At 72.7% G+C, this 24,111-nt stretch carries 17 protein-coding genes; 6 read left to right on the top strand and 11 right to left on the bottom strand.

Annotated elements, in window-relative coordinates; genetic code table 11:
- Positions 1-87: 87 nt before the first annotated feature.
- Positions 88-654 (top strand): peptide deformylase, encoded by a 567-nt coding sequence (gene def / locus AB0K65_RS08410; protein WP_365714975.1) that lies wholly within the window; start codon positions 88-90, stop codon positions 652-654.
- Between the two features lie 116 nt (positions 655-770).
- Here def and AB0K65_RS08405 read toward each other — a convergent pair whose 3' ends face one another.
- Positions 771-1,418 carry a TetR family transcriptional regulator gene (locus tag AB0K65_RS08405; RefSeq protein ID WP_365714974.1) on the bottom strand — a complete coding sequence of 216 codons (648 nt, stop codon included), beginning with the start codon at positions 1,416-1,418 and terminating at the stop codon, positions 771-773.
- A gap of 163 nt (positions 1,419-1,581) precedes the next feature.
- On the opposite strand from AB0K65_RS08405, the gene AB0K65_RS08400 reads away from it, so the two are divergent.
- A complete protein-coding gene (locus tag AB0K65_RS08400; RefSeq protein ID WP_365714973.1) occupies positions 1,582-2,811 on the top strand; it encodes an acyl-CoA dehydrogenase family protein in 1,230 nt (409 codons plus the stop codon).
- Positions 2,812-2,906: 95 nt separating this feature from the next.
- On the opposite strand, the gene AB0K65_RS08395 is transcribed toward AB0K65_RS08400, so the two are convergent.
- The gene (locus AB0K65_RS08395) at positions 2,907-3,374 is read right to left on the bottom strand and encodes a VOC family protein (protein WP_365714972.1); all 468 of its coding nucleotides are present in this window, start codon (positions 3,372-3,374) and stop codon (positions 2,907-2,909) included.
- 171 nt (positions 3,375-3,545) lie between these two features.
- On the opposite strand from AB0K65_RS08395, the gene AB0K65_RS08390 reads away from it, so the two are divergent.
- Positions 3,546-4,910, top strand: a complete 1,365-nt coding sequence (locus AB0K65_RS08390) for a cytochrome P450 (protein ID WP_365714971.1) — start codon at positions 3,546-3,548, stop codon at positions 4,908-4,910.
- A gap of 147 nt (positions 4,911-5,057) precedes the next feature.
- Here AB0K65_RS08390 and AB0K65_RS08385 read toward each other — a convergent pair whose 3' ends face one another.
- The 4 genes from AB0K65_RS08385 to AB0K65_RS08370 all read right to left on the bottom strand — a co-directional run bounded on the left by AB0K65_RS08385 (position 5,058) and on the right by AB0K65_RS08370 (position 9,962).
- Positions 5,058-5,846: a putative protein N(5)-glutamine methyltransferase gene (locus AB0K65_RS08385; protein WP_365714970.1), complete on the bottom strand. Its 789-nt coding sequence runs from the start codon at positions 5,844-5,846 to the stop codon at positions 5,058-5,060.
- Between the two features lie 182 nt (positions 5,847-6,028).
- Complete coding sequence (locus AB0K65_RS08380; RefSeq protein WP_365714969.1) at positions 6,029-6,514, bottom strand: glutathione peroxidase; 486 nt, start codon at positions 6,512-6,514, stop codon at positions 6,029-6,031.
- Positions 6,515-6,572: 58 nt separating this feature from the next.
- Positions 6,573-7,436: an acyl-CoA thioesterase II gene (locus AB0K65_RS08375; RefSeq protein WP_365714968.1), complete on the bottom strand. Its 864-nt coding sequence runs from the start codon at positions 7,434-7,436 to the stop codon at positions 6,573-6,575.
- Positions 7,437-7,448: 12 nt separating this feature from the next.
- Positions 7,449-9,962 (bottom strand): DUF3516 domain-containing protein, encoded by a 2,514-nt coding sequence (locus tag AB0K65_RS08370; protein WP_365714967.1) that lies wholly within the window; start codon positions 9,960-9,962, stop codon positions 7,449-7,451.
- 131 nt (positions 9,963-10,093) lie between these two features.
- Between AB0K65_RS08370 and AB0K65_RS08365 the strand changes: the two genes are divergently transcribed.
- Together AB0K65_RS08365 and AB0K65_RS08360 are read left to right on the top strand one after the other, a co-directional pair.
- Positions 10,094-10,885 (top strand): metal-dependent hydrolase, encoded by a 792-nt coding sequence (locus tag AB0K65_RS08365; RefSeq protein ID WP_365714966.1) that lies wholly within the window; start codon positions 10,094-10,096, stop codon positions 10,883-10,885.
- A 406-nt stretch (positions 10,886-11,291) separates the two neighbouring features.
- A complete protein-coding gene (locus AB0K65_RS08360; protein WP_365714965.1) occupies positions 11,292-12,383 on the top strand; it encodes a hypothetical protein in 1,092 nt (363 codons plus the stop codon).
- A 235-nt stretch (positions 12,384-12,618) separates the two neighbouring features.
- On the opposite strand, the gene AB0K65_RS08355 is transcribed toward AB0K65_RS08360, so the two are convergent.
- The 5 genes from AB0K65_RS08355 to AB0K65_RS08335 form a co-directional block, all read right to left on the bottom strand.
- Entirely contained in the window at positions 12,619-14,400 is a 1,782-nt protein-coding gene (locus tag AB0K65_RS08355; RefSeq protein WP_365714964.1) for an ABC transporter ATP-binding protein, read from the bottom strand.
- Positions 14,397-16,292, bottom strand: coding sequence for an ABC transporter ATP-binding protein (locus AB0K65_RS08350; RefSeq protein WP_365714963.1), 1,896 nt, complete (start codon positions 16,290-16,292; stop codon positions 14,397-14,399). The genes AB0K65_RS08355 and AB0K65_RS08350 overlap by 4 nt, the downstream gene beginning before the upstream one ends.
- Before the next feature lie 496 nt (positions 16,293-16,788).
- Positions 16,789-18,210: a Gfo/Idh/MocA family oxidoreductase gene (locus AB0K65_RS08345; protein ID WP_365714962.1), complete on the bottom strand. Its 1,422-nt coding sequence runs from the start codon at positions 18,208-18,210 to the stop codon at positions 16,789-16,791.
- Between the two features lie 223 nt (positions 18,211-18,433).
- A complete protein-coding gene (locus AB0K65_RS08340) occupies positions 18,434-21,373 on the bottom strand; it encodes an FAD-binding and (Fe-S)-binding domain-containing protein (RefSeq protein ID WP_365714961.1) in 2,940 nt (979 codons plus the stop codon).
- A gap of 63 nt (positions 21,374-21,436) precedes the next feature.
- On the bottom strand, positions 21,437-21,913 hold the full coding sequence (locus tag AB0K65_RS08335; RefSeq protein ID WP_365714960.1) for a MarR family transcriptional regulator: 477 nt from the start codon (positions 21,911-21,913) through the stop codon (positions 21,437-21,439).
- Positions 21,914-22,007: 94 nt separating this feature from the next.
- On the opposite strand from AB0K65_RS08335, the gene AB0K65_RS08330 reads away from it, so the two are divergent.
- On the top strand, positions 22,008-23,900 hold the full coding sequence (locus tag AB0K65_RS08330) for an ABC transporter ATP-binding protein (protein WP_365714959.1): 1,893 nt from the start codon (positions 22,008-22,010) through the stop codon (positions 23,898-23,900).
- Positions 23,901-24,111: the final 211 nt, after the last annotated feature.

Raw genomic sequence — 24,111 nt, 5'->3', positions numbered from 1 at the left:
TCGAGATCAGGCCAGCGACCCGAACCGCGGCACCACGGGGACGCCTGCCGAAACAGCGAGGTCACAGCGGACCGTACCCTTACGTCCATGCGAAACCGGCCGATCCCCGGCAGTTCCGGCCACGTCCGAGGCATGAGCCTGCTCGGCGACCCGGTCCTGCACGCCCCCTGCGAACCCGTCACCGACTTCGGCCCGGGGCTCGGCCGGCTGGTCGAGGACATGTTCGCCACGATGTACGCGGCCAACGGTGTGGGGCTCGCGGCCAATCAGGTGGGGGTGGGCCTGCGGGTCTTCGTGTACGACTGCCCCGACGACGACGAGGTCCGGCACCTGGGGCACCTGGTGAACCCGCGTCTGGTGGAGGCGGACGGGGACGTGATCCGGGGCCCGGAGGGATGTCTGTCGCTGCCCGGTCTGGAGGCGCCGACCCCGCGCTTCGACCGCGCGGTCGTCGAGGGCGTCCGGACCGACGGCACTCCGGTCCGGGTGGAGGGGACGGGCTTCTTCGCCCGCTGCCTCCAGCACGAGTGCGACCACCTGGACGGCGGGGTCTACGCGGACCACGTCACCGGGTGGCGCAGATCACGCCTGCTCCGGGCGATCCGCAAGGAGCCCTGGGGGTCGGGCGTGGGGGCGCTCGGCCAGAAGGCCTGATCGGCAGGACATCCCCGGATCCGGTCGTCCGGAGCGGGCCGGGACCGCTGGGCCGTGTCGCGAAAGCCCCGCCCGCCCCGCGCTTCGGGCGGACGGCGCTCCCCTCGCGACACTCCCTAGAAGCCCGGTCCGTCCGTGCGGTCGGCGGCCTCCGCGAGGCGGCCCCACAGCAGATCGGCCATGCACCGCACCAACTCGGTCCGCGAGCACGGTCTTTCGCCGAGCCACCAGTCGCCCGCCGCGTGCATCATGCCGACGATGCCGTGGCCCCAGATCCGGGCCTGCGCCTCGCCGCCGGGCCCGAGGTCGATCCGTTCGGCGATGACCTGGCCGAGTTCCTCCCCCATGCGCCGCAGCAGCGGCGCGGAGTGGCGGCCCACGTCGAAGCCCTGCTCGGCCTGCTGGGACTCCTCCGCCGGGTGCATCAGGAAGCGGTAGACCTGGGGCATCGCCTCGATCGATGCGAGATACGTGTCGAGGGTCGCCTCGACGCGGTCGCGCCGGCCGGCCGGCGCGTCGAGCGCCGCCCGCAGCGCCGCGAGCAGGGCGTCGGTGTGCCGGGTGGCCAGGGCGCGGTAGAGGCCGCCCTTGTCGCCGAAGTGGCGGTAGAGGATCGGCTTGGTGATTCCGGCCTCCGCCGCGATCGCGTTCATCGAGGCCTTGGGGCCGTCCCGGAGCACCACCCGGTCCGCCGCCTCCAGCAGTTCACGGCGCCGTTGGTCGGCCGGCTTCTGCTGGTCGGTGGTCCGGTGTGTGGTCTCCATAGCGCGTCTCCCCGCCCGTGCGAATTCCGTGAGGCTGTCGCAACGTAACACCAGTGTGGTGCCCCGTGTCGGCCGGGCCGGGCCGCTTCTCCGCAGGTTGACAGCTCCTACTTGCCGGTAACACACTGCTGTTACCGGAAGTAACGTAGTGCTGGGAGGGAACATGGCCGAGTTCACGCTCGAACTCAACGACGACCAGAAGCAGGTCCGTGACTGGTTGCACGGATTCGCCGAGGACGTGATGCGCCCCGCCGCCGCCGAGTGGGACGAGCGTGAGGAGACTCCCTGGCCGATCATCCAGGAAGCCGCCAAGATCGGCATCTATTCGCTCGATTTCTATGCCCAGCAGTTCTTCGACCCGACCGGTCTCGGCATCCCGATGGCCATGGAGGAACTCTTCTGGGGCGACGCCGGTATCGCCCTCTCCATCGTCGGCACGGGCCTCGCCGCCGTGGGTGTCCTCGCCAACGGTACCGAGGAGCAGATCGGCACCTGGATCCCGCAGATGTACGGCGACGTCGACGACGTGAAGGTCGCCGCCTTCTGCTCCTCCGAGCCCGACGCGGGCTCGGACGTCGCCTCGATGCGCACCCGGGCCGTCTACGACGAGGCCAAGGACGAGTGGGTGCTCGACGGCACCAAGACCTGGGCGACCAACGGCGGCATCGCCAACGTCCACGTCGTGGTCGCCGCCGTCGACCCGGCGCTCGGCTCCAAGGGCCACGCCTCCTTCATCGTGCCGCCGGACACCCCCGGCCTCTCCCAGGGCCAGAAGTTCCAGAAGCACGGCATCCGCGCCTCGCACACCGCCGAGGTCGTCCTGGAGAACGTCCGCGTCCCGGGCCACTGCCTGCTCGGCGGCAAGGAGAAGCTCGACGAGCGCCTGGCACGAGCCCGCGAGAAGGCGAAGGCGGGCGGTGGCGAGAGGGTCAAGAACGCTGCCATGGCCACCTTCGAGGCGTCCCGCCCCGCCGTCGGCGCCATGGCCGTCGGCACCGCCCGCGCCGCCTACGAGGTCGCCCTCGACTACGCGAAGACCCGCGAGCAGTTCGGCCGCCCGATCATCGACAACCAGGGCGTCGCCTTCCAGCTCGCCGACATGCGCACCCAGATCGACGCCGCCCGGCTCCTCGTCTGGCGCGCCTCCTGGATGGCGACGGCCGGCAAGCCGTTCACCTCGGCCGAGGGCTCGATGTCCAAGCTGTACGCCAGCGAGGTCGCCAAGAAGGTCACCGGCCAGGCCATCCAGATCCTCGGCGGCAACGGCTACACGCGTGAGTACCCGGTCGAGCGCATGCACCGCGACGCCGCCATCTACACGATCTTCGAGGGCACGAGCGAGATCCAGCGCCTGGTGATCGCCCGGACCCTCTCGGGCATGCCGATCCGCTGACGCACGGCCCCTGGGCCCCCGGGCGCCCCGGATCCGCGCGGCCCCCCTCCGGTCGCGCGGATCCGGGGCGCCGGCGCGCCCGGGTCCCGGGTCCGTCACACCACGCAGAACTCGTTCCCCTCCGGGTCCTGGAGCACCACCGCGTAATAGTCCATCCCCTGCGGCTCGTCCATCGTGTACAGCACCGACGCGCCCACGGCGGTCAGCCGTGCCACCTCCGCGTCCACCCGCTCCCGGCGCAGCGCGAGCGGCACCGCCCGCCCGCCGCCCACCTTCAGGTCCAGGTGCACCCGGTTCTTCACCGTCTTCGGCTCCGGGACCTGCTGGAACCACACCCGCGGCCCGACCCCCAGCGGGTCCACGATCGACTCGGGCAGCTCCCCGGCCCCGTCCGTCAGCTCCTCCTCGGGCACCCCGGTCGCCTGCCAGTACGCCCGCCAGCTCTCGTGCCCGGCCGGCGGCGGCTCCGGCACGTAGCGCAGCGCCTCCGCCCAGAACAGCACGAGCCGCCTGGGCTCGGCGCAGTCGATGGTGAGCTGCAGGGTCATCTCGGTCGGTTCCATGACGCGAGCCTCTCAGACACCACTGACAACGCCCCGGACGACGGGTCCGGCCACGCCGTCGCCGGTCAGGCCAACGGGGCGGTCGCGGGCGGGTGTTCGGGCCCACGCCCGGCAGGCTACGTTGGGCGGGAGAACCACCAGGCCGGTGACCATCCAGGGGGCAACGTACACATGGCGACCACCACCGATATTCCCGGACCCGCGGGGCTTCCGCTGCTCGGGTCGATGTTCGACCTCAAGAACGACTCGCTCGGCACCTTCCTGCGCGCCCGGAGCGAACACGGGGACGTCGTCCGCATCACCGCGGGCCCGCCCGGCATGCGCGCCAGCGTCTACGGCGTCTTCTCGGCCGAAGGCGTCCAGCAGGTCCTGGCCACCGACTCCGCCAACTTCCGCAAGGACAACCACTTCTACCAGGAGCTCCGCGAGTCCTTCGGCAACGGGCTGCTGACCAGCCAGGACGAGGACTACCTCCGTCAGCGCCGGCTCGTCCAGCCGCTCTTCACCCGTCGCCGCGTCGACGGCTACGCCGAGGCGGTCGCCGCCGAGGTCAGGGCCGTCACCGACACCTGGGCGACGGCCCCGGACGCCACCGTCGACGTCCTCGACGAGATGACCCGGCTCGCCCTGCGCGCCGTCTCCCGCATCCTCTTCGGCACCGACGTCGACGCCGCCGTGGAGATCGTCGAGCGGGCCTTCCCCGTGATGAACGACTACGTCTTCCGCCGCGGCTTCTCGCCCGTGAACCTCCCGCGCGACTGGCCCACCCCCGGCAACCGCCGTGCCGCCGCCGCCCACGAGGAGCTGTACGCGGTCTGCGACCGGATCATCGCCGAGCGCCGGGCGGCCGGCACGGCCGAGGGCGGCCAGGACCTGCTGACCCTGCTCGCCGAGGCCGAGAGCGCCGAGGACGGCAGCTTCGACGCCGCCGAACTGCGCGAGCAGGTCCTGGTCTTCCTGCTGGCCGGACACGAGACGACGGCCACCTCCCTCGGCTTCGCGCTGCACCTCCTCGCCCTCCACCCCGAGGAGCAGAAGCGGGCCCACGAGGAGATCGACCGCGTCCTGGCCGGCCGCACGCCCGGCGCGGCCGACCTCGACGCCCTGCCGCATCTCACCCGGGTGCTCAAGGAGGCCATGCGGCTCTTCCCGGCCGCCCCCGCCGTCGGCCGCCGTGCCGTCGTCGACACCCGGATCGGCGACCACACCATCCCGGCCGGCGCCGACGTGATCGTCTCCGCCTGGGTCACCCACCGGCACCCCGCCTACTGGGAGGACCCGGAACGCTTCGACCCCGACCGCTTCACGCCCGAGGCCGAGGCGGCCCGGCCGCGCTACGCCTGGTTCCCCTTCGGCGGCGGCCCGCGCGCCTGCATCGGCCAGCACTTCTCCATGCTGGAGTCGGTGATCGCCCTCGCCATGATCCTCCAGGACTACGGCCTCGAAGCCGTCGACACGGCGGTGCCGGTCACCTCCGCGATCACCCTCCGGTCGACCGGCCCGGCACGCGTCCGCCTGCGCGCGCGCAAGGACTGACCACGCCCGGGGGCCGCCGCTCGCGGCACGATCGACGGCCACTGGACCGTGTCCGTGGAGTCCCGCCCAGGCGGGACTCCACGGACACGACCTAGGCGAGCGTGCGTGCCAGGCGTCGCGGGGCAGGCGGGACTTTCGAAACGCGCCCTAGAGACGCGTCGAGACCAGGACGGTCGCGTAGCGCTCCTCGCACGAGACCACCCGCGGCGTCAGGCCGTGCCCCGCGACCGCGTCGACGGCCCGGGCGGCCTGGCGCTCGCTCGTCTCGACCAGCAGCGTCCCGCCCGGCGCCAGCCAGTCGGCGGCCTCCGCCGCCACTCGGCGCAGCACCTCCAGTCCGTCCGCGCCGCCGTCGAGCGCCACCAGCGGCTCGTGGTCACGCGCCTCGGGCGGCAGCAGGCCGACCTCCTCGGTCGGGACGTACGGCACGTTGGCGACCAGGACCTCGACCCGGCCGCGCAGCGCGCCCGGCAACGCGGCGAAGAGATCGCCCTCGTGGACGCGGCCGCCGAGGGGTTCGAGGTTGTTCCGCGCGCAGCGCACGGCCGCCGGATCGATGTCGGAGGCGTACACCTCCACGTCCTCCACGGCGGAGAGCAGCACCGCCCCCGCCGCGCCGGAACCGCAGCACAGATCGACGCACACGGAGCCGGGCGCGGCCAGCCCCACGGCCTGCTCGACCAGGAACTCCGTACGCCGCCGGGGCACGAACACCCCGGGGTCGACGGCGATCCGGAGGCCGGAGAACTCCGCCCAGCCCACGACGTGCTCGAGGGGCAGACCGGCGGCGCGCCGGCCGACCATCGCGTCGAGTTCGTCGGCGTCACGCGCCGCGGAGAGGAGAAGCTCCGCCTCGTCCTCGGCGAACACGCAGCCCGCGGCGCGGAGACGAAAGACGGTGGTGGAACGAAGGGAGAACGAGGTATCGAGCGACATGAAACCTTCCGGGAAGCCGTGGGGCGCTCCCGTGGTCACCCGTGTCGGGCCGACCGTCCGGTCATCGAGGGGGAGCACCCTGCCTGCGTGGCGTGAATGGGTCCCACCTCCTCGTCCGTCCGCTGCTTGAGCCGCTCACATTACATGATCGACGTCATCGGGACGGTCGGCTCCTCCCCGGCTCAGGCGGAGACGTGCGCCTCGATCGCCGCGAGGACCTCGGGCGCGTCGGGCTCGGTGCGCGGCCGGAACCGGGTCACCTCGCCGTCGCGGCCGATCAGGAACTTCTCGAAGTTCCACTGGACGTCCCCGGCCTGACCCTCGGCGTCCGCGACCCGCGTCAGCTCGGTGTAGAGGGGGTGGCGGCCCTCGCCGTTCACGTCCGTCTTCTCCAGCAGCGGGAACGTCACGCCGTACGTCGCCGAGCAGAAGGTCTGGATCTCGTCCGCGGTCCCCGGCTCCTGGCCCGCGAACTGGTTGCACGGCACGCCGAGCACCGTGAAGCCGCGCTCCCCGTACTCCTTCTGCAGCCGCTCCAGACCGGCGTACTGCGGCGTCAGACCGCACTTGGAGGCCACGTTCACCACGAGAACCGCCTGGTCGCGGTAGTCCGCCAGCGAGATCGGCTCGCCGGTCAGGGTGCGCAGCGGAATGTCGTACAGGCTCATCAAGGTCTCCTCATCGAAACGGCAAGGCCTCCACCGTACCCAGACCCGCCGACATGCCCTAGAGCTTCCGGAACAGGCCCTCCTGCACCACCGAGACGAGAAGCCGGCCCTCGCGGTCGTAGATCCGGCCGCGCGCCAGGCCGCGGCCCCCCGTGGCGATCGGGGACTCCTGGTCGTAGAGGAACCACTCGTCCGCCCGGAAGGGGCGGTGGAACCACATCGCGTGGTCCAGCGACGCCATGTCGAAGCCGCGCGGACCCCACAGCGGCTCCACCGGGATGCGCACCGCGTCCAGAAGCGTCATGTCCGAGGCGTAGGTCAGCGCGCACGTGTGCACCAGGGGGTCGTCGCCCAGCGGGCCCACCGCGCGCATCCACACCGCGCTGCGCGGGTCCGCGCCCTCGACCTCTTCCTTCGTCCAGCGCAACCGGTCCACGTAGCGGATGTCGAACGGCTGGCGCCGCGCCATCCGCTCCAGCGCCTCCGGCAGCGCGCCCAGGTGGTCGCGGATCTCGTCCGCCAGCTTCGGCAGGGTGTCCGGGTCCGTCATGTGCCGAGGCGGCAGCTGGTGCTCGAACCCGGCCTCCTCCGGCAGGTGGAAGGAGGCCGTCAGGTTGAAGATCGTGCGGCCCTGCTGGATCGCCGTCACCCGGCGCGTGGTGAACGACCGGCCGTCCCGCACCCGCTCCACCTGGTAGACGATCGGGACCCCGGGGCGCCCCGGGCGCAGGAAGTACGCGTGCAGCGAATGGACCGGACGGTCGCCCTCCGTGGTGCGGCCGGCCGCGACCAGCGCCTGACCGGCGACCTGACCGCCGAAGACCCGCTGCAACGACTCCTGCGGGCTGCGGCCACGGAAGATGTCGACCTCGATCCGCTCCAGGTCGAGAAGATCGACGAGGCTCTCGGCGGGATTGGTCACGACTGCGCTCCTCTACAGCTGTCCGACGGACGTCACGCGGACGATCGCGCGGCCCTCCTCGTCGGAGGCAGCGAGATCCACCTCCGCGCTGATGCCCCAGTCATGGTCGCCGTTCGGGTCGGCGAAGGTCTGACGGACGCGCCACAGACCGTGCGCCGTGTCCTCCTCGATCGACAGCAGCTTCGGACCGCGGGCGTCCGGACCCGTGCCCAGATCGTCGTACTCGTCCCAGTACGCGTCCATGGCCTCGCCCCACGCGTCCGCGTCCCAGCCGGCCTCCCCGTCCATCTCGCCCAGCGCGGACACGTTGTCGAGCGCCGCCAGCTCCACCCGGCGGAACATCGCGTTGCGCACCAGGACCCGGAAGGCGCGGGCGTTCGCCGTGACCGGCTTGACCTGGTCGGCCTTCTCCTGGGCCTCCTCGGCCGTCTCGACCTCCGGGTTGGCCAGCTGCTCCCACTCGTCCAGCAGCGAGGAGTCGACCTGGCGCACCATCTCGCCCAGCCACTCGATCAGATCGGTGAGGTCCTCGGTCTTCAGGTCGTCCGGGATGGTGTGGTCCAGCGCCTTGTACGCGCTCGCGAGATAGCGCAGCACGATGCCCTCGGTCCGCGCCAGCTCGTACCAGGAGGTGAACTCCGTGAAGGTCAGCGCCCGTTCGTACATGTCGCGGATGACGGACTTCGGCGAGACCGGGTGGTCGCCGACCCACGGGTGGGACTTGCGGTAGACGTCGTAGGCGTGCCAGAGCAGCTCGCCCAGCGGCTTCGGGTACGAGATGTCCTGGAGCCGCTCCATCCGCTCCTCGTACTCGACGCCGTCCGCCTTCATCTGCCCGACCGCCTCGCCGCGGGCCTTGTTCTGCATGGCGGCGAGGATCTGGCGCGGGTCGTCGAGCGTCGACTCGACCACCGACACCATGTCCAGGGCGTAGGACGGCGACTCCCGGTCGAGCAGGTCGAACGCGGCGAGCGCGAACGTCGACAGCGGCTGGTTGAGCGCGAAGTCCTGCTGCAGGTCGACCGTGAGCCGGATCGTGCGTCCCTCGGCGTCCGGCGTGTCCAGCCGCTCCACCACACCACCGTCGAGCAGGGAGCGGTAGATGGCGATGGCGCGCCGGATGTGCCGCAGCTGCGCCTTGCGCGGCTCGTGGTTGTCCTCCAGGAGCTTGCGCATCGCCTCGAAGGCGTCGCCCGGACGGGCGATCACCGAGAGCAGCATGATGTTGGTGACCTTGAAGCGGGAGGTCAGCGGCTCCGGCTCGGCGGCGATCAGCTTCTCGAACGTGGTGTCGCTCCACGCGACGAAGCCCTCCGGGGCCTTCTTGCGGACCACCTTGCGGCGCTTCTTCGGGTCGTCGCCCGCCTTGGCGAGCGCCTTCTCGTTCTCGATCACGTGCTCGGGCGCCTGGGCCACCACGAATCCGGCGGTGTCGAAGCCCGCGCGGCCGGCCCGTCCCGCGATCTGGTGGAACTCCCGGGCCCGCAGCGTCCGCACCCGGTTGCCGTCGTACTTCGTCAGCGCCGTGAACAGCACCGTGCGGATGGGCACGTTGACCCCGACACCGAGCGTGTCCGTGCCGCAGATGACCTTGAGCAGACCCGCCTGGGCCAGCTTCTCGACGAGGCGGCGGTACTTGGGCAGCATGCCCGCGTGGTGGACGCCGATGCCGTGGCGGACGTACCGGGAGAGGTTCTGGCCGAACTTGGTGGTGAAGCGGAAGTTGCCGATCAGCTCGGCGATCCTGTCCTTCTCCTCGCGCGTGCACATGTTGATGCTCATCAGCGACTGCGCCCGCTCCACGGCCTGCGCCTGGGTGAAGTGCACGATGTAGACCGGCGCCTGCTTGGTCTCGAGCAGCTCGGTCAGGGTGTCCGTGATGGGCGTGAGCCGGTACTCGTACGAGAGCGGCACCGGCCGGGTCGCCGAGCGGACCACGGAGGTCGGGCGGCCCGTGCGCCGGGTCAGGTCCTTCTCGAACATCGACATGTCACCGAGCGTGGCCGACATGAGGACGAACTGTGCCTGGGGGAGTTCCAGGAGCGGGATCTGCCAGGCCCAGCCGCGGTCCGGCTCCGCGTAGAAGTGGAACTCGTCCATGACCACCTGGCCGATGTCGGCGTACTTGCCGTCCCTCAGCGCGATGGACGCCAGCACCTCGGCCGTGCAGCAGATGACGGGCGCGTCGGCGTTCACCGACGCGTCGCCGGTCAGCATGCCCACGTTCTCGGTGCCGAAGAGCTTGCACAGGTCGAAGAACTTCTCCGACACCAGCGCCTTGATCGGCGCGGTGTAGAAGGTCACCTGGTCGTTGGCCAGTGCCGTGAAGTGCGCACCCGCCGCGACCAGCGACTTTCCGGATCCGGTGGGCGTGGACAGGATCACGTTGGCGCCGGAGACCACCTCGATCAGCGCCTCCTCCTGGGCCGGGTAGAGCGTGATGCCCCGGTCCTCCGCCCATGAGGAGAAAGCCTCGAAGAGGGCGTCGGGGTCGGCGTTCGGCGGCAGCTGATCGATAAGGGTCACGCCCCCATCTTGCCTGGGATCCGCCCGGATGAGGGAACCGGCCGCCGAGGGCAAGATCACGGACGATACGCTGGCCCGTCGACCGGCCGTCAACTCGGCGCCGGCGCCGGAGGAACGGGGCGGGAACAAGCATGATGGGACCGGCGCACTCGCTGTCCGGAGCGGCGGCCTGGCTGGGCGTCGGAGCCGCGGCGGCCGCCGCGGACCACCCGATGCCCTGGCCCGTCCTCGTCGTCGGAGCGCTCATCTGCGCAGGCGCGGCCCTCGCGCCGGACCTCGACCACAAGTCCGCGACCATCTCGCGGGCCTTCGGACCGATCTCCCGGGGCGTGTGCGAGATCGTCGACAAGCTCTCGTACGCCGTCTACAAGGCCACCCGCTCCGCCGCGGACCCCCGCAGGTCGGGCGGGCACCGCACCCTCACCCACACCTGGCTCTGGGCGGTCCTCACCGGCGTGGGCGCCTCGGCCCTGGCGATCAGCGGCGGGCGCTGGGCCGTCCTCGCCCTCCTCTTCGTCCACCTCGTCCTCGCCGTCGAGGGACTGCTGTGGCGTGCCGCCCGCATGTCCAGCGACGTCCTCGTCTGGCTGCTGGGCGCCACCAGCGCCTGGATCCTGGCGGGCGTCCTGGACCAGCCGGGCAACGGCTCCGACTGGCTGTTCACCGGCCCCGGCCAGGAGTACATGTGGCTGGGCCTGCCGATCGTCCTCGGGGCCCTGGTCCACGACGTCGGCGACGCGCTGACGGTCTCCGGCTGCCCGATCCTGTGGCCCGTCCCGGTGGGGCGCAAGCGGTGGTACCCGGTCGGCCCGCCGAAGTTCCTGCGCTTCCGCGCCGGCAGCTGGGTGGAGCTGAAGGTGCTCATGCCCGCGTTCATGCTCCTCGGCGGGCTCGGGGGGGCGGCGGCGCTCGGCTTCATCTAGGGCGTGTTGCGAAGGTCCCGCCTGCCCCGCGACGCCTGGCACGCACGCTCGCCGCGTTGTCGGGATCGTCCGAGCACGTCCAGCACAAGGGATACCCTCCGCCGTGCGATCGCACGCACCCGACGCCGCGGGGCCCGCCCGTCGGGCGGACGGCGCTCCTTTCGAAACACGCCCTGGGGACCGCTCAGCGGCCTCCTGGGGCCCGCGGGTGCCGTGGGTACCGTGGGGTCCGTCCCTCTCTCCGCCCAGCCGTGCGCCGTCTGGCGCGCCGCGCCGCGGCCGTCCATGATGTGGTGCGCCGACGAGCCGTCAGGTGTTCGCCGGCACCGCGCTGTTGGACTGGGGGGTCCGCATGGAGAGACAGCACGTACGACGCGTACGCGGGGCTCGACGGAGGACGGCGACGGTGACGGCCCTGGCCGGCCTCGCCCTGGCCCTCGCCGCACCGGGACACCCTTCCGCACAGGCCGCCGGTCCCCGGCCCTGCGCCCCGACGATCACGGTGCTCAGCACGGCGTTGCCCGGGGGCGGGGGGACGGTCACCGACCTCGGCAGGGGGAGGACGGCCGTCGGCAGGTCCGACGGGAGACCGGCGTACTGGCGGGGGACCGGCGTCCGCGCCGTGCCGCTGCCGGCCGGCTACACCGGCGGCACCGCGGAGGCGGTCAACCGTCACGGCCTCATGGTCGGCACCCTCACGGGCCCCGGCCGCGGGCCCGCTCCCTTCAGCTACCGCCTGGGGGCCCGTGCCGTCACGGTCCTGCCGGGCGGCGGATACGCCAAGGACGTCGACGACCACGGCCGGATCGTCGGCTACCGTCACCGCGCCGACGGCTGGGCCACGGGCGTCGAGTGGTCCGGCCGTACCGTCCGCCGCGAGCTGGCCGTGCCCGCACACGTCCGGGTCATGGAGGTCACCGGGATCAACAACGCGGGCCGGATCGTCGGCAGCGGTTACGGCGAGGGCGAGGATCACGCCGGCTACCACGTCGCCCTGCTGTGGTCCGCCGCCGCCTCCGCCCCGGCGCGCGAGCTGCCCCCGGTCCACCCCGGCGACACCTACTCCTCCTACGCACCGCGTGACATCGACGACCGGGGCCGGATGGCCGGCACGTTCGGCTACAGCAGGGCCATGGAGTCGTCCGGCCTGCGCTGGTCTCCGCCGTACACCGAGGAGCCGGAGAGAATCGCCCCGGCCGGAGGCCGGACCTCCGCGACCCTGGAGGACATCAGCGCGACCAGCGGGGTCTCCGTGGGTGTCGTCGGCGACTCGCCGATCACCGGTCCCTGGCCGCCGGACACCGCCCCGCCGGAGCAGGCCCAGTACCACCCCGGTCACGGTCCCGCGCTCGTCCTGCCGCGCCTGGCCACGGGCGGCGCCTCCGCCGCCTACGCGGTCACCGACGACGACCGCGTCGGCGGTCAGGCGGCGGACGCCTCCGGCCGCCTCCGCCCGGTGATCTGGACCTGCGCCTCGAAGCAGGCGTACCTGCCGTAGCCGGCGACCGGCCGGGCGCGGATGGCGTCGCCGCCCGGATGAGTGGGTACACGGCGGTGACGTGGCGGCCGAGGACGCGGCACCGGCCCCGTCACGGAGGCGACGGGGCCGGTGCGGCGAGTCGTCCCACGGGGCCGGTGGGGCGGGCGGACGCGGTGCGGTGGGCACTCCTCGGCGAGCCGGTGCCGGTCGCGAGCCGGTGCGGAACGACCGGTCGCCCCCGGGGCTGTCGGCGTCAGCCGTGCCAGGACCTCCACAGCGCCGCGTACGCCCCGTCCGCCGCCACCAGTTCCGCATGGCTTCCCAGTTCGCTGATGCGGCCCTCCTCGACCACCGCGATGACGTCCGCGTCGTGCGCGGTGTGCAGCCGGTGGGCGATCGCGACGACCGTGCGCCCCTCGAGGACCCGAGCCAGCGAGCGCTCCAGATGGCGGGCCGCCCGCGGGTCGAGGAGCGAGGTCGCCTCGTCCAGGACCAGCGTGTGCGGGTCCGCCAGCACCAGCCGGGCCAAGGCGATCTGCTGGGCCTGGGCCGGGGTGAGCGCGAGCCCGCCCGAGCCGACCTCGGTGTCCAGCCCTTCGTCGAGCCCCCGCGCCCAGCCGTCCGCGTCGACGGCCCCGAGCGCCGCCCACAGCTCGGCGTCCTCGGCCCCGGCCCTGGCCAGCCGCAGGTTGTCGCGCAAGGAGCCCACGAAGACGTGGTGCTCCTGGTTGACCAGGGCCACGTGCTCGCGGACCCGCTCGGCGGGCATCCTCGCCAGCTCCGCCGAGCCGAGGGTGACCGTGCCGGAACGCGGGGCGTAGATGCCCGCGAGCAGCCGGCCGAGCGTCGACTTGCCCGCCCCGGACGGCCCGACGAGCGCCAGCCGGGTGCCCGGCGGGACGTCCATCGACACCTGGTGCAGGACGTCCACGCCCTCGCGGTAGCCGAAGCGCACCTCGTCCGCCCGGACGGTACGCCCCTCGGGCCGCACCGCCTCGTCCCCGGCGGCGGGCTCGATGTCGCGGACGCCGACGAGCCGCGCCAACGACACCTGGGCCACTTGCAGTTCGTCGTACCAGCGCAGGATGATGCCGATGGGGTCCACCAGCATCTGGGCGAGCAGCGCGCCCGTCGTCAGCTGACCGACGTCCATCCAGCCCCGCAGCACGAACGTCCCGCCGAGCAGCAGCACGGAGGCCAGCACGATCGTGTGCGTGAGGTTGATGACCGGGAACAGGACCGAGCGCAGGAAGAGGGTGTACCGCTCCCACGCCGTCCATTCGGTGATCCGCCGGTCGGAGAGGGCGATCCGGCGGGCGCCGAGGCGGTGGGCCTCGACCGTGCGGCCGGCGTCGACGGTCTCGGCGAGCGCGCCCGCGACGGCGGCGTACCCCGCGGCCTCCGACCGGTAGGCCGACGGTGCCCGCCGGAAGTACCAGCGGCAGCCCACGATCAGCAGCGGCGCGGCGATCAGGATCGCGAGCGCCAGTGGCGGGGCGGTGACGGCGAGACCGCCGATCAGCAGCCCCGCCCAGACCACCCCGACGGCGAGCTGCGGCACGGCCTCGCGCATGGCGTTGGCCAGCCGGTCGATGTCGGTGGTGATGCGGGAGAGCAGGTCGCCGGTGCCGGCCCGCTCCAGGACGCCCGGTGGCAGGCCCACGGACCGCACGAGGAAGTCCTCGCGCAGATCGGCGAGCATCTCCTCACCGAGCGTCGCCCCTCGCAGCCGCACCAGCCGGACGAAGAGCGTCTGGACGACCAGCGCGGCCGCGAACAGGGCGACCGTCGGTCCGAGACGCAGCTCGCGCGCGCCGTCGGCGAGCCGTTCGACCACCGAGCCGAGGAGGTAGGGGCCGACCATCGAGGCGATCACGGCGACCGCGTTCACCCCGATGAGGAGCGCGAACGCCCGGCGGTGGCGGCTCAGCAGCTCGCGGACGTAGCCGCGGACGGTGGCCGCGGTGCCCACGGGCAGGGTCGTGGCCGACTGCGGGGCGGCCGGGTCGTACGCCGGGGGCGCGAGGCCGATCATGCCGACTCTCCTTCCAGCTCGTCGAGCTCGTCCAGCTCGTCGAGCTCGTCCAGCTCGCTGAGTTCTTCGAGCCCTTCGAGGGACCCGGCCTCCCGCTCGCCCCGGGCCCGGGGCGTGGCGGCGACCTCCTCGTCCGTCTCGCGTGTGACGACGGCCCGGTACAGCGGCTCGTCGCGCAGCAGTGCGCGGTGGCCTCCCACGGCCACCACCTGGTCCTCGTGGAGCAGGACGACCCGGTCGGCCAGGTCGAGCAGCAGCGGCGACGAGGCCAGGACCACGGTCGTGGAGCCTTCCCGCAGGCGTTTGACGCCTGCCGCCACACGGGCCTCGGTGTGCGAGTCGACCGCCGAGGTCGGCTCGTCGAGGACCAGCACCTCCGGGTCGGTGACCAGCGAGCGGGCCAGGGCCAGGCGCTGGCGCTGCCCTCCGGAGAGCGACCGGCCGCGCTCGGTGATCCGGGTTCTCATCGGGTCGCCGTCGCTGTCCACCGATGCCTGCGCGAGTGCGGCGAGGACGTCCCCGCACTGCGCCGCGGACAGGGCGTCGGCCGGCCGGACCGCGCCCGACGAGGGGACGTCGAGCAGCTCGTGCAGGGTGCCGGAGAGCAGGACCGGGTCCTTGTCCTGTACGAGGACGGCGGACCGGGCGGCGTCGAGCGTCAGCTCGTCGAGCGGGACGCCGCCGAGGAGGACGGAGGTGTGGCCCTCGCCCGGGTCGGCGGGATGCCCGCCGAGCCGGTCCGCGAGTCGTCCGGCCGCGTCCGGATCGCCACAGACGACCGCGGTGAAGAGGCCGGCGGGCGCGAGCAGACCCGTGACCGGGTCGTACAGCTCGCCGGACGCCCCGCCCTCGTCGTGACCCGCCGTCCGGGCCCGGCCCTCGTCCGTCGTCGTCGACGTGCGCGACAGCGACAGCACGCGCGCGGCCCGTCTGGCGGAGGGCCGGGAGAAGGAGAAGGCCATCGCGATCTCCTCGAAGTTGCGCAGCGGATGATGCGTCAGCATCACGGCGCCGTAGACCGTGACCAGCTCGCCGACGGCGATCCGCCCGTCGAGCGCGAGCCGTGCCCCGTACACCACCACGGCGATGAGCAGGACTCCCGGCAGCAGGACCTGGATCGCCGCGATCAGCGCCCACATGCGGGCGCTGCGCACGGCGGCCCGGCGCACCTCCTGGGAGGCCGCGCGGTAGCGGCCGAGGAAGAGCTCCTCGCCGCCGATGCCGCGCAGCACGCGCAGACCGGCCACGGTGTCGGAGGCGAGTTCGGTGGCCTTGCCGGCCTTCTCGCGCTGTTCGTCGGCCCGGCGGGTGGCGCGGGGCAGCAGCGGCAGGGCGGCGACGGCGAGGACCGGCACACCGACCGCGACCAGGACGCCGAGGGCGGGCTGGTAGACGACCAGGGCCACGCAGACGGCCATCAGGGTGACGGCCGCCGCCGCGAAGCGCGAGAGCGCCTCGACGAACCAGCCGATCTTCTCGACGTCGCCGGTGGAGACGGCGACCACCTCGCCCGCCGCGACGCGGCGGGTCAGGATCGATCCCAGCTCGGCGGTCTTGCGGGAGAGGAGCTGCTGCACGCGCGCGGCAGCGGTGATCCAGTTGGTGACGGCGGTGCGGTGCAGCATCGTGTCGCCGACCGCGATCGCCGCGCCCAGCCCGGCGAGCACACCGCCCGCGACCGCGAGCCGGCCGCCGTCGCGGTCGACGACGGCCTGGACGGCGAGTCCGACCGCGAGCGGCAGACCGGCGATGCCGAACTGGAGCAGGATCCCCCACAGCAGGCATCTGACCTGTCCGCCGAGCTGGTTGCGGCCGAGCCAGAGCAGGAACCGGGTGCCCGAACGGACATCGGGGACTCCTGGATCGGCATAGGGAAGTTCGCGAATCTGCATGGCGTTCCAGGGTCTTCCGGTGGTTCCCGCGGGCTGGTGGGCCCGATGACTCGTTCTGCTCGTGAGCCGCTTCCGGGCGGCGCGTGAGAGGCTCGGCGGCTGGTGGCCGGTGTTTCGAGCCGTGCAAGGTTCGCGCCCGGGGCATCCGGGCGGCAATCGATTTTCTCCCGCACGCGCACGGAACCCGCCATGATCGGGCCGATGCCCTCCGGACGCCCCACACGCCCCGCGCTTGACTCGCGTGCCCTGCCGGCGGCCCGGTGCCGTCCGTCGGCGCGTTGCCCGCCTCGCCCCGGGGCCGCTCCCGATGGGCGGTCCGCCGTCGTCCTGGCCCCCGCGCTCCCCGGCCGCCGCCCGACGGCGCCACCGCGTCCGCAGGGAAGGACGCCACCCGCCCCCGTGACACCCCTCAGCGCCGCCCACGGCCGGTCGGGTGACGCGTGGACGGCGGGGCCCGGCCGAATCCGGCCGGGCCCCGCGCGCGCCACCGGGTCCGCTACTGAGGCCTGGCCGAGTCCATGCCCTCCCTCGCCTTGCGCCACTCGCCCCGGGTGAAGTCCGGAATCGCCTGGGGTGCGCCCTTCGCCCTGATCGACGCGTCACTGAGCGGCACCGGAGCCGTCCAGGTCGCCGCGTCGTACACGTCGAAGTCCGGCACCAGCCCCAGCCGCATGCACTGCATCAGGCGGAAGACCATGAGGTAGTCCATCCCGCCGTGACCGCCCGGCGGGTTGGCGTGCTCCTTCCACAGCCAGTGGTCGAACTCCGCGGCGTACGCCGCGAAGTCGCCCCACTGGTGGCCCTTGTGGTCCGGCTCCAGATAGATCCGTGCCGGATAGTCCTCGAAGACGCCGCGCGTGCCGCCGAGGCTGTTGACACGGCTGTACGGGTGCGGGGTCGACACGTCGTGCTCCAGCCGGATCACCCGGCCCTTCGCCGTCTGCACCACGCTGATCGTCCGGTCGCTCCCGACGTACGTCTCCTTCCAGCTCGGGTCGCCCGGCGGCACCCTCTCGGCCCGGTACTCGGCGAGACCGAGCGCGGGAGTGCCGAAGCTGCTGATGCTGACCACCCGGTCGCCGCGGTTGACGTCCAGATAGCCGGCGACCGGGCCGAAGCCGTGGTTCGGATAGAGGTCGCCGCGAAGACGGGTGTGCCACAGCCGGCGCCACGGACCCTCGTAGTAGGTCGGCGAGAACATCAGCTCCCGCAGATCGTGGTTGTACGCGCCCGCCGCGTGCAGCAGGTCGCCGAACTTGCCCGCGTGCGCCATGCGGAGCACCCGCATCTCGTTGCGGCCGTAACAGCAGTTCTCCAGCTGCATGCAGTGGCGGCGGGTCCGCTCCGACAGGTCGACCAGCTGCCACAGCTCGTCGAGGCGCATCGCCACCGGACACTCGACTCCCACGTGCTTGCCGTGCAGCATCGCCGCCCGCGCCATCGGGAAGTGGAGGTCCCAGGGCGTGGCCACGTAGACGAAGTCGAGGTCGGAGCGGGCGCAGAGGTGCTCGTAGTCGTCCTCCCCGTGGGTGTACACGGCGGGGGAGGGCTGGCCGGCGGCGACGACCTTGGCGGCGGCCTGCTCCGTCTTGGCCTTCACCGGGTCGCAGAGGGCGATCACGCGGACCCCGGGAAGGGCGAGGAACAGGTCGATCATGCTTCCGCCCCGGTTTCCGAGGCCGATGATGCCGACCCGGACGGTGGAGCGGCGCTCGAAGGGAACGCCGGCCATGGTGGCGCCCTTGCGGGGCGGCGTCCCCGCCTCCTCCGGGAGGGGTGGGGCGGAGGCGTCGGCGGGGGTGGCGGCGTGGGCGGCCGGCCCGCCGAGGGCGCCCAGGCCGATTCCGGCTCCCGCCGCGCCGGCCGTGGTCCGGAGTACGGAACGGCGGCTCGGGGGCTGCGGTGCGTTGTCGTTCATCGAACCTCCGGGTGCTGTGTGCATGGCTGGTTCATGAATCCCGCACAGGACCCTGTCCGTTGAGGCCGAAGGCGCGCAAGGGAACGGTTTGGACTCTCGCGACGGGTGGTTGGACTCTTCGCCTCCGCTTGGTTGCGGGCGGCGACGGCGAAGGTCCCCCACCGCGTCGGTGGGGGACCTCGTCATGGCGCCCGCCGGCTTCCGGGCCGCTCTCGTGGGGCGTTCAGGGGCGGGTGGCGTGTTCCAGGGCGAGCAACGCCGACCTGTAACTCCGCCCGGTCGCCCGCTCCATGCCGATCTCGCACATCCGGTTCGCCGACAGGTGCGCGTCGAAGGCGCGGCTCGTCACCTCCGCCGCCTCGCGCGCGGTGGCGGAGGCCGTCAGCTCCGGGTGCAGCATGCCGCGGTCGCCCGCGAAGGCACAGCAGCCCGCGTCGTCCGGGACGACGACGTCGTCCGCGCAGGCCCGGGCGACGGCCGTCAGCCGGTCCTCGTGGCCCAGATGCCGCATGGAGCACGTCGGATGAACCACCGCCGAGCCGACCCGGCGCCGTACCTCCAGGCGGGGGAGCAGCTCGTCCGCCGCCCACTCCAGGGAGTCGAGCACGGTCAGTTCCGCGTGCAACTCCCGCTTGTCGGGAGCGAGATGCGGCACCACGTCGTGGGCGAGGCCGAGCGTGCAGGAGGACGCGTCGACGATCAGCGGCAGCCGCCCGCCGGCCGTCCAGCCCCAGGCGGCCTCCACGATGCGCTCGGCCATGAGCGCGTTGCCCCGTGCGTACCCCTTGGAGTGCCAGATCGTGGCACAGCACGTACCGGCCACGTCGTCCGGGATCCACACCGGCATCCCGGCGCGGGCCGAGAGCGCCACCACCGCCTCGGGGAGCGACGGCCCGTCCCGGGTCCCGTCCTCGGGGTCGCCGAAGATCCGGTTCACACAGGCCGGGTAGTAGACGGCGACCGCCGTGAGCCGGTCCGTGCGGGGCAGACGCCGGGCCGCCGCTCCGGGGATCTCGGGCAGCCACTCCGGTACGAGCTCGGGCCGCACCGCCCTGCGCAGGAGACCGGTGAGCGAGCCCAGGAAGCGGTCGTCGATCCGCGCGGCCGCGCCGAGCGCGAGCCGCGCCGAAGCCTCCACGGCCGCGAAGCCCCGCGCGGCCAGCGCGGCGATCCGCTCCTCCCGGGGGGAGTGCCGGGCGTGCCGGAACTCCCGCATCAGCGCCCCGGTGTCGATCCCCACCGGGCAGGCCAGCTTGCAGGTCGCATCGCCCGCGCAGGTGTCCACGGCGTCGTAGCCGTACGTGTCGAGGAGCCCGGTCTCGACCGGGGAGCCGTCGCTCTGCCGCATCATCTCCCGTCGCAGCGCGATGCGTTGGCGGGGAGTGGTCGTCAGGTCGATGCTGGGGCAGGTCGGTTCGCAGAAGCCGCACTCGATGCAGGCGTCCACGATCGCCTCGACCCTCGGGAGGGTCTTCAGACTGCGCAGGTGGGCCTGGGGGTCGCGGTCGAGGACGACCCGGGGGGCGAGCAGTCCGTCCGGGTCGAGGAGCTCCTTGGTCCGCCACATCAGCTCGGTGGCCTTCGGCCCCCACTCCAGCTCCAGGAACGGCGCCAGGTTGCGCCCGGTGGCGTGCTCGGCCTTGAGGGATCCGTCGAACCGCTCCACGGTCAGCTTGCAGAACGCGTCCATGAACGCCGCGTACCGCTCGACGTCGGAGGGGTCGGCCGCGTCGAAGGCGAGCAGGAAGTGCAGGTTGCCGTGGAGGGCGTGCCCCGCCACGGCGGCGTCGAAGCCGTGCCGCGCCTGAAGGTCGAGCAGCTCGGCGCATGCCTCCGCGAGCCGGTCCGGCGGCACCGCGAAGTCCTCGGTGATCAGCGTCGTACCGGAGGGGCGTGATCCGCCCACGGCGGTCACGAATGCCTTCCGCGCCTTCCAGTACCCGGCGATCGTCTCCGGGTCGCGGGTGAAGGCGTTGCCGGCCGCGGCCACGGAGGCGACCGGAGCGATCAGCTCCAGCTCCCCCAGGAGCCGGGCCGCCGCCTGCTCGTGCGCCTCCAGCGCGTCCGGGTCCGGTGCGCGGAACTCGACCAGCAGCGCGGCCGTCTCCCGGGGCAGGCCCGCCCAGTCGGCCGGGACCCCGGCGACGTTCACCGAGGCGCGCAGGGTGTTGCCGTCCATCAGCTCCACGGCGACGGCCCCGGCGTCCCCGAAGCGGGGCACGGCGGCGGCCGCGGCCGTCAGCGAGGGGAAGAAGAGCAGGGCGGTGGAGACCGCGCGGTCCAGCGGCAGGGTGTCGAAGACGACCTCGGCGATGAAGCCGAGCGTGCCCTGCGATCCGACCATCAGGCCGCGCAGGATCTCCACGGGGGTCGCGCCGTCGAGGAAGGCGTCCAGGCGGTAGCCGTGGGTGTTCTTCAGGGTGTGCTTGGCCCGGATGCGCGCGGTCAGTTCCGGGTCGGCCTCGATCTCGGCCTTGACGGCCAGGAGGCCCTCGCACAGGCGTGGTTCGGCGCGGGCGAGTTCCTCGTCGGCGGCCGGGTCGGCGGTGTCCACGACGGTGCCGCTCGGCAGGACGCAGGTGAGCGAGGAGACGGTGCGGTAGGAGTTGCGGGTCGTCCCGGCCGTCATGCCCGAGGCGTTGTTGGCGACGACCCCGCCGATGGTGCAGGCGACGGCGCTGGCCGGGTCGGGGCCGAGGACCCGGCCGTACCGCGCGAGGGCGGCGTTGGCCCGCAGCACGGTGGTGCCGGGCCGGATCCGGGCGCGGGCGCCGCCGTCTAGGACCTCGACGCCCGCCCAGTGCCTGCGCACGTCGACCAGGATGTCCTCGCCCTGCGCCTGGCCGTTGAGGCTGGTCCCGGCCGCGCGGAACACCACCTCACGGCCCCGGCCGTGGGCGTACGACAGGATCGCCGAGATGTCGTCGACGTCCTCGGCGACCAGCACCACCTGGGGCACGAAGCGGTAGGGACTGGCGTCGGAGGCGTACCGCACCAGGTCGGCGACGGTCGAGAGCACCTTCTCGGGGCCGATGAGCGCGGCGAGCTCCTCCCGCAGCCGCCGGGGCGTGCCGCGGGCCAGGAGATCGGGCACCCGGTCAGGGGCCGGAGTGCGCTTCCGTCCGGGACGCAGGGCCTGCGGCTTCGGCTCCAGCAGTGGCATGGCGCGGCTCCCCTCGGCGGGACGCCCGGTGCTGCCCCCGCCGCGGGCCGCGGCCGGTCGCGGTCAGCAGCGGCGCTCCGGCACGTGGTCGACCAGGGCGGACAGCAGACCTCCGAGCACCTCGCGCTGATCGACGGTCAATGGAGCCAGGATGTCCTCTGCGGCCGCCCGACGCGCGCTGCGCAACGCCCGCAGCGTCGCGCGTCCCGCGTCCGTGAGTTCGATTCGGATCACCCGGCGGTTGGTCGGATCGGCGACGCGGCGGACCCGGCCGGCCGCCTCCAGGCCGTCGACCAGACTGGTCACGGCGCGGGGCACGACCTCCAGGCGCTCTGCGAGATCGGCCATCCGCGGCGGATGGTCGTAATGCGCGACCGTCCGCAGCAGGCGAGACTGCGCGGGAGTGATGCCGACCGGCTCCAGGTGGAGCTTCTGGACGCGGTGCAGACGGCGGGTGAGGCGCAGCAGCTGCTCGGCGAGGAGCCCGTCGGCGTCCGGCGTGCGCACGCCCGGCGTGCTCGTGGCCTCGGGTGTGTTCATGGCGGGAACGATATCAGGACCCCGTTCATTGTGAGTATAGGTAACAATGAGCTACGCTCTGAAGGCCAGTGCCGTCACCCCCTCGTAGGAGCCCATGCACCCCGACGAACCGTCCTCCTGGACACCCCCCGCGCGCGACCCCGCGAAGCCGAAGGAGCCCGCCCAGGTGCGGCGCATCGTGCGGCTCTTCCGGCCCTACCGCGGCCGCCTCGCCGTCGTCGGCCTCCTCGTCTGCGCCTCGTCGCTGGTGTCGGTGGCCTCGCCGTTCATGCTCCGGGAGATCCTCGACACCGCCATCCCGCAGGGCCGCACGGGACTGCTCAGCCTGCTCGCCCTCGGCATGATCGTCACCGCCGTGATGAACAGCGTCTTCGGCGTGCTCCAGACCCTGATCTCCACCACCGTCGGCCAGCGCGTCATGCACGATCTGCGCACGGCGGTGTTCGGCCGGCTGCAGCGGATGCCGCTCGCCTTCTTCACGCGCACCCGCACCGGCGAGATCCAGTCCCGCATCGCCAACGACATCGGCGGCATGCAGGCGACGGTCACCTCGACCGCCACCTCCCTGGTCTCCAACCTCACCGCGGTCATCGCCACCATCGTCGCCATGCTCGCCCTCGACTGGCGGCTGACCGTCGTCTCGCTGCTCCTGCTGCCGGTCTTCGTCTGGATCAGCCGCCGCGTCGGGCGGGAGCGCAAGAAGATCACCACCCAGCGACAGAAGCAGATGGCCTCCATGGCGGCCACCGTCACCGAGTCGCTCTCCGTCAGCGGGATCCTGCTCGGCCGGACCATGGGCCGAGCCGACTCGCTCACCGCGTCCTTCGCCCGGGAGTCCGAGCGCCTCGTCGGCCTCGAAGTGCGCTCCTCCATGGCCGGACGCTGGCGCATGTCCACCATCGGCATCGTGATGGCCGCCATGCCGGCGCTGATCTACTGGTCCGCCGGCCTGGCCCTCCAGTCCGGCGGCCCCGCCATCTCGCTGGGTACGCTGGTCGCCTTCGTCTCGCTCCAGCAGGGCCTCTTCCGGCCGACCGTGAGCCTGCTCTCCACCGGCGTGCAGATGCAGACCTCCCTCGCCCTCTTCCAGCGGATCTTCGAATACCTGGACCTGCCGGTCGACATCACGGAGTCCCCTGACCCCGTGCGGCTGGAGAAGGTCGCCGGCGAGGTGACCTTCGAGAAGGTCGAGTTCCGGTACGACCGTGACGCGCCGGGCCGCCCCACACTCGCCGCCGTCGACGTGACCGTCCCGGCCGGCGGCAGCCTCGCCGTCGTCGGCCCCACCGGCTCCGGCAAGTCCACGCTCAGCTATCTCGTCCCCCGGCTGTACGACGTGACCGGGGGCCGGGTCCTGATCGACGGCGTCGACGTGCGCGACCTGTCCTTCGACACCCTCGCCCGGGCCGTGGGCGTGGTCTCCCAGGAGACCTACCTCTTCCACGCCTCCGTCGCCGACAACCTGCGCTTCGCCAAGCCGGACGCCACCGACGAGGAGATCGAGGCGGCCGCCCGGGCCGCGCAGATCCACGACCACATCGCCGCCCTGCCGGACGGCTACGACACCTTGGTCGGCGAGCGCGGATACCGGTTCTCCGGCGGCGAGAAGCAGCGCCTGGCGATCGCCCGCACCATCCTGCGCGACCCGCCCGTGCTCATCCTCGACGAGGCGACGAGCGCGCTGGACACCCGGACCGAACACGCCGTGCAGCAGGCCATCGACGCGCTCTCCGCCGGACGCACCACCCTCACGATCGCCCACCGCCTCTCCACCGTCCGCGACGCGGACCAGATCGTCGTCCTCGACGACGGCCGGATCGCCGAGCGCGGCACCCACGACGAACTCGTGGCGATGGACGGCCGGTACGCCGCCCTCGTGCGCAGGGACGCCGACGCGAAACCGGCCGTCTCCGCCCCGGACTCCGCCACCCCAGGGTCCGGCGGCGAACACACGAACGCGGGATCGGGTGTTCCCCAGAACGTGTGATCGCCACGGCTTTCGTTGCCCCGTACCCCTGCGACGCGTGAGGATGACGGTGCGCGATCAACGGGCTGCAGACCGTGACCGCGCGGTCCCACACCTGTACACGCACGAGGAGAAGCACCCCGATGAACGTGATCACCCACCTGCTCGCCGGCGTCGTCCACTTCCTGGGCTGGCTCGTCTGACGATCGCAGTGCCACGGCGCCGCCGGTAC

This window comes from Streptomyces sp. NPDC053755 (assembly GCF_040677675.1).
Taxonomy (GTDB): domain Bacteria; phylum Actinomycetota; class Actinomycetes; order Streptomycetales; family Streptomycetaceae; genus Streptomyces.
The sequence above is the reverse complement of the archived record's forward strand: the minus strand, read 5'-3'. Positions and strand labels throughout refer to the sequence as shown.

Excerpts from the sequence above, each read along its gene's own strand:
- def (WP_365714975.1), top strand. The coding sequence starts at position 88 with ATGCGAAACCGGCCGATCCCCGGCAGTTCCGGCCACGTCCGAGGCATG.
- AB0K65_RS08405 (WP_365714974.1), bottom strand. The coding sequence starts at position 1,418 with ATGGAGACCACACACCGGACCACCGACCAGCAGAAGCCGGCCGACCAA.
- AB0K65_RS08400 (WP_365714973.1), top strand. The coding sequence starts at position 1,582 with ATGGCCGAGTTCACGCTCGAACTCAACGACGACCAGAAGCAGGTCCGT.
- AB0K65_RS08395 (WP_365714972.1), bottom strand. The coding sequence starts at position 3,374 with ATGGAACCGACCGAGATGACCCTGCAGCTCACCATCGACTGCGCCGAG.
- AB0K65_RS08390 (WP_365714971.1), top strand. The coding sequence starts at position 3,546 with ATGGCGACCACCACCGATATTCCCGGACCCGCGGGGCTTCCGCTGCTC.
- AB0K65_RS08385 (WP_365714970.1), bottom strand. The coding sequence starts at position 5,846 with ATGTCGCTCGATACCTCGTTCTCCCTTCGTTCCACCACCGTCTTTCGT.
- AB0K65_RS08380 (WP_365714969.1), bottom strand. The coding sequence starts at position 6,514 with ATGAGCCTGTACGACATTCCGCTGCGCACCCTGACCGGCGAGCCGATC.
- AB0K65_RS08365 (WP_365714966.1), top strand. The coding sequence starts at position 10,094 with ATGATGGGACCGGCGCACTCGCTGTCCGGAGCGGCGGCCTGGCTGGGC.
- AB0K65_RS08355 (WP_365714964.1), bottom strand. The coding sequence starts at position 14,400 with ATGATCGGCCTCGCGCCCCCGGCGTACGACCCGGCCGCCCCGCAGTCG.
- AB0K65_RS08350 (WP_365714963.1), bottom strand. The coding sequence starts at position 16,292 with ATGCAGATTCGCGAACTTCCCTATGCCGATCCAGGAGTCCCCGATGTC.
- AB0K65_RS08345 (WP_365714962.1), bottom strand. The coding sequence starts at position 18,210 with ATGAACGACAACGCACCGCAGCCCCCGAGCCGCCGTTCCGTACTCCGG.
- AB0K65_RS08340 (WP_365714961.1), bottom strand. The coding sequence starts at position 21,373 with ATGCCACTGCTGGAGCCGAAGCCGCAGGCCCTGCGTCCCGGACGGAAG.
- AB0K65_RS08335 (WP_365714960.1), bottom strand. The coding sequence starts at position 21,913 with ATGAACACACCCGAGGCCACGAGCACGCCGGGCGTGCGCACGCCGGAC.
- AB0K65_RS08330 (WP_365714959.1), top strand. The coding sequence starts at position 22,008 with ATGCACCCCGACGAACCGTCCTCCTGGACACCCCCCGCGCGCGACCCC.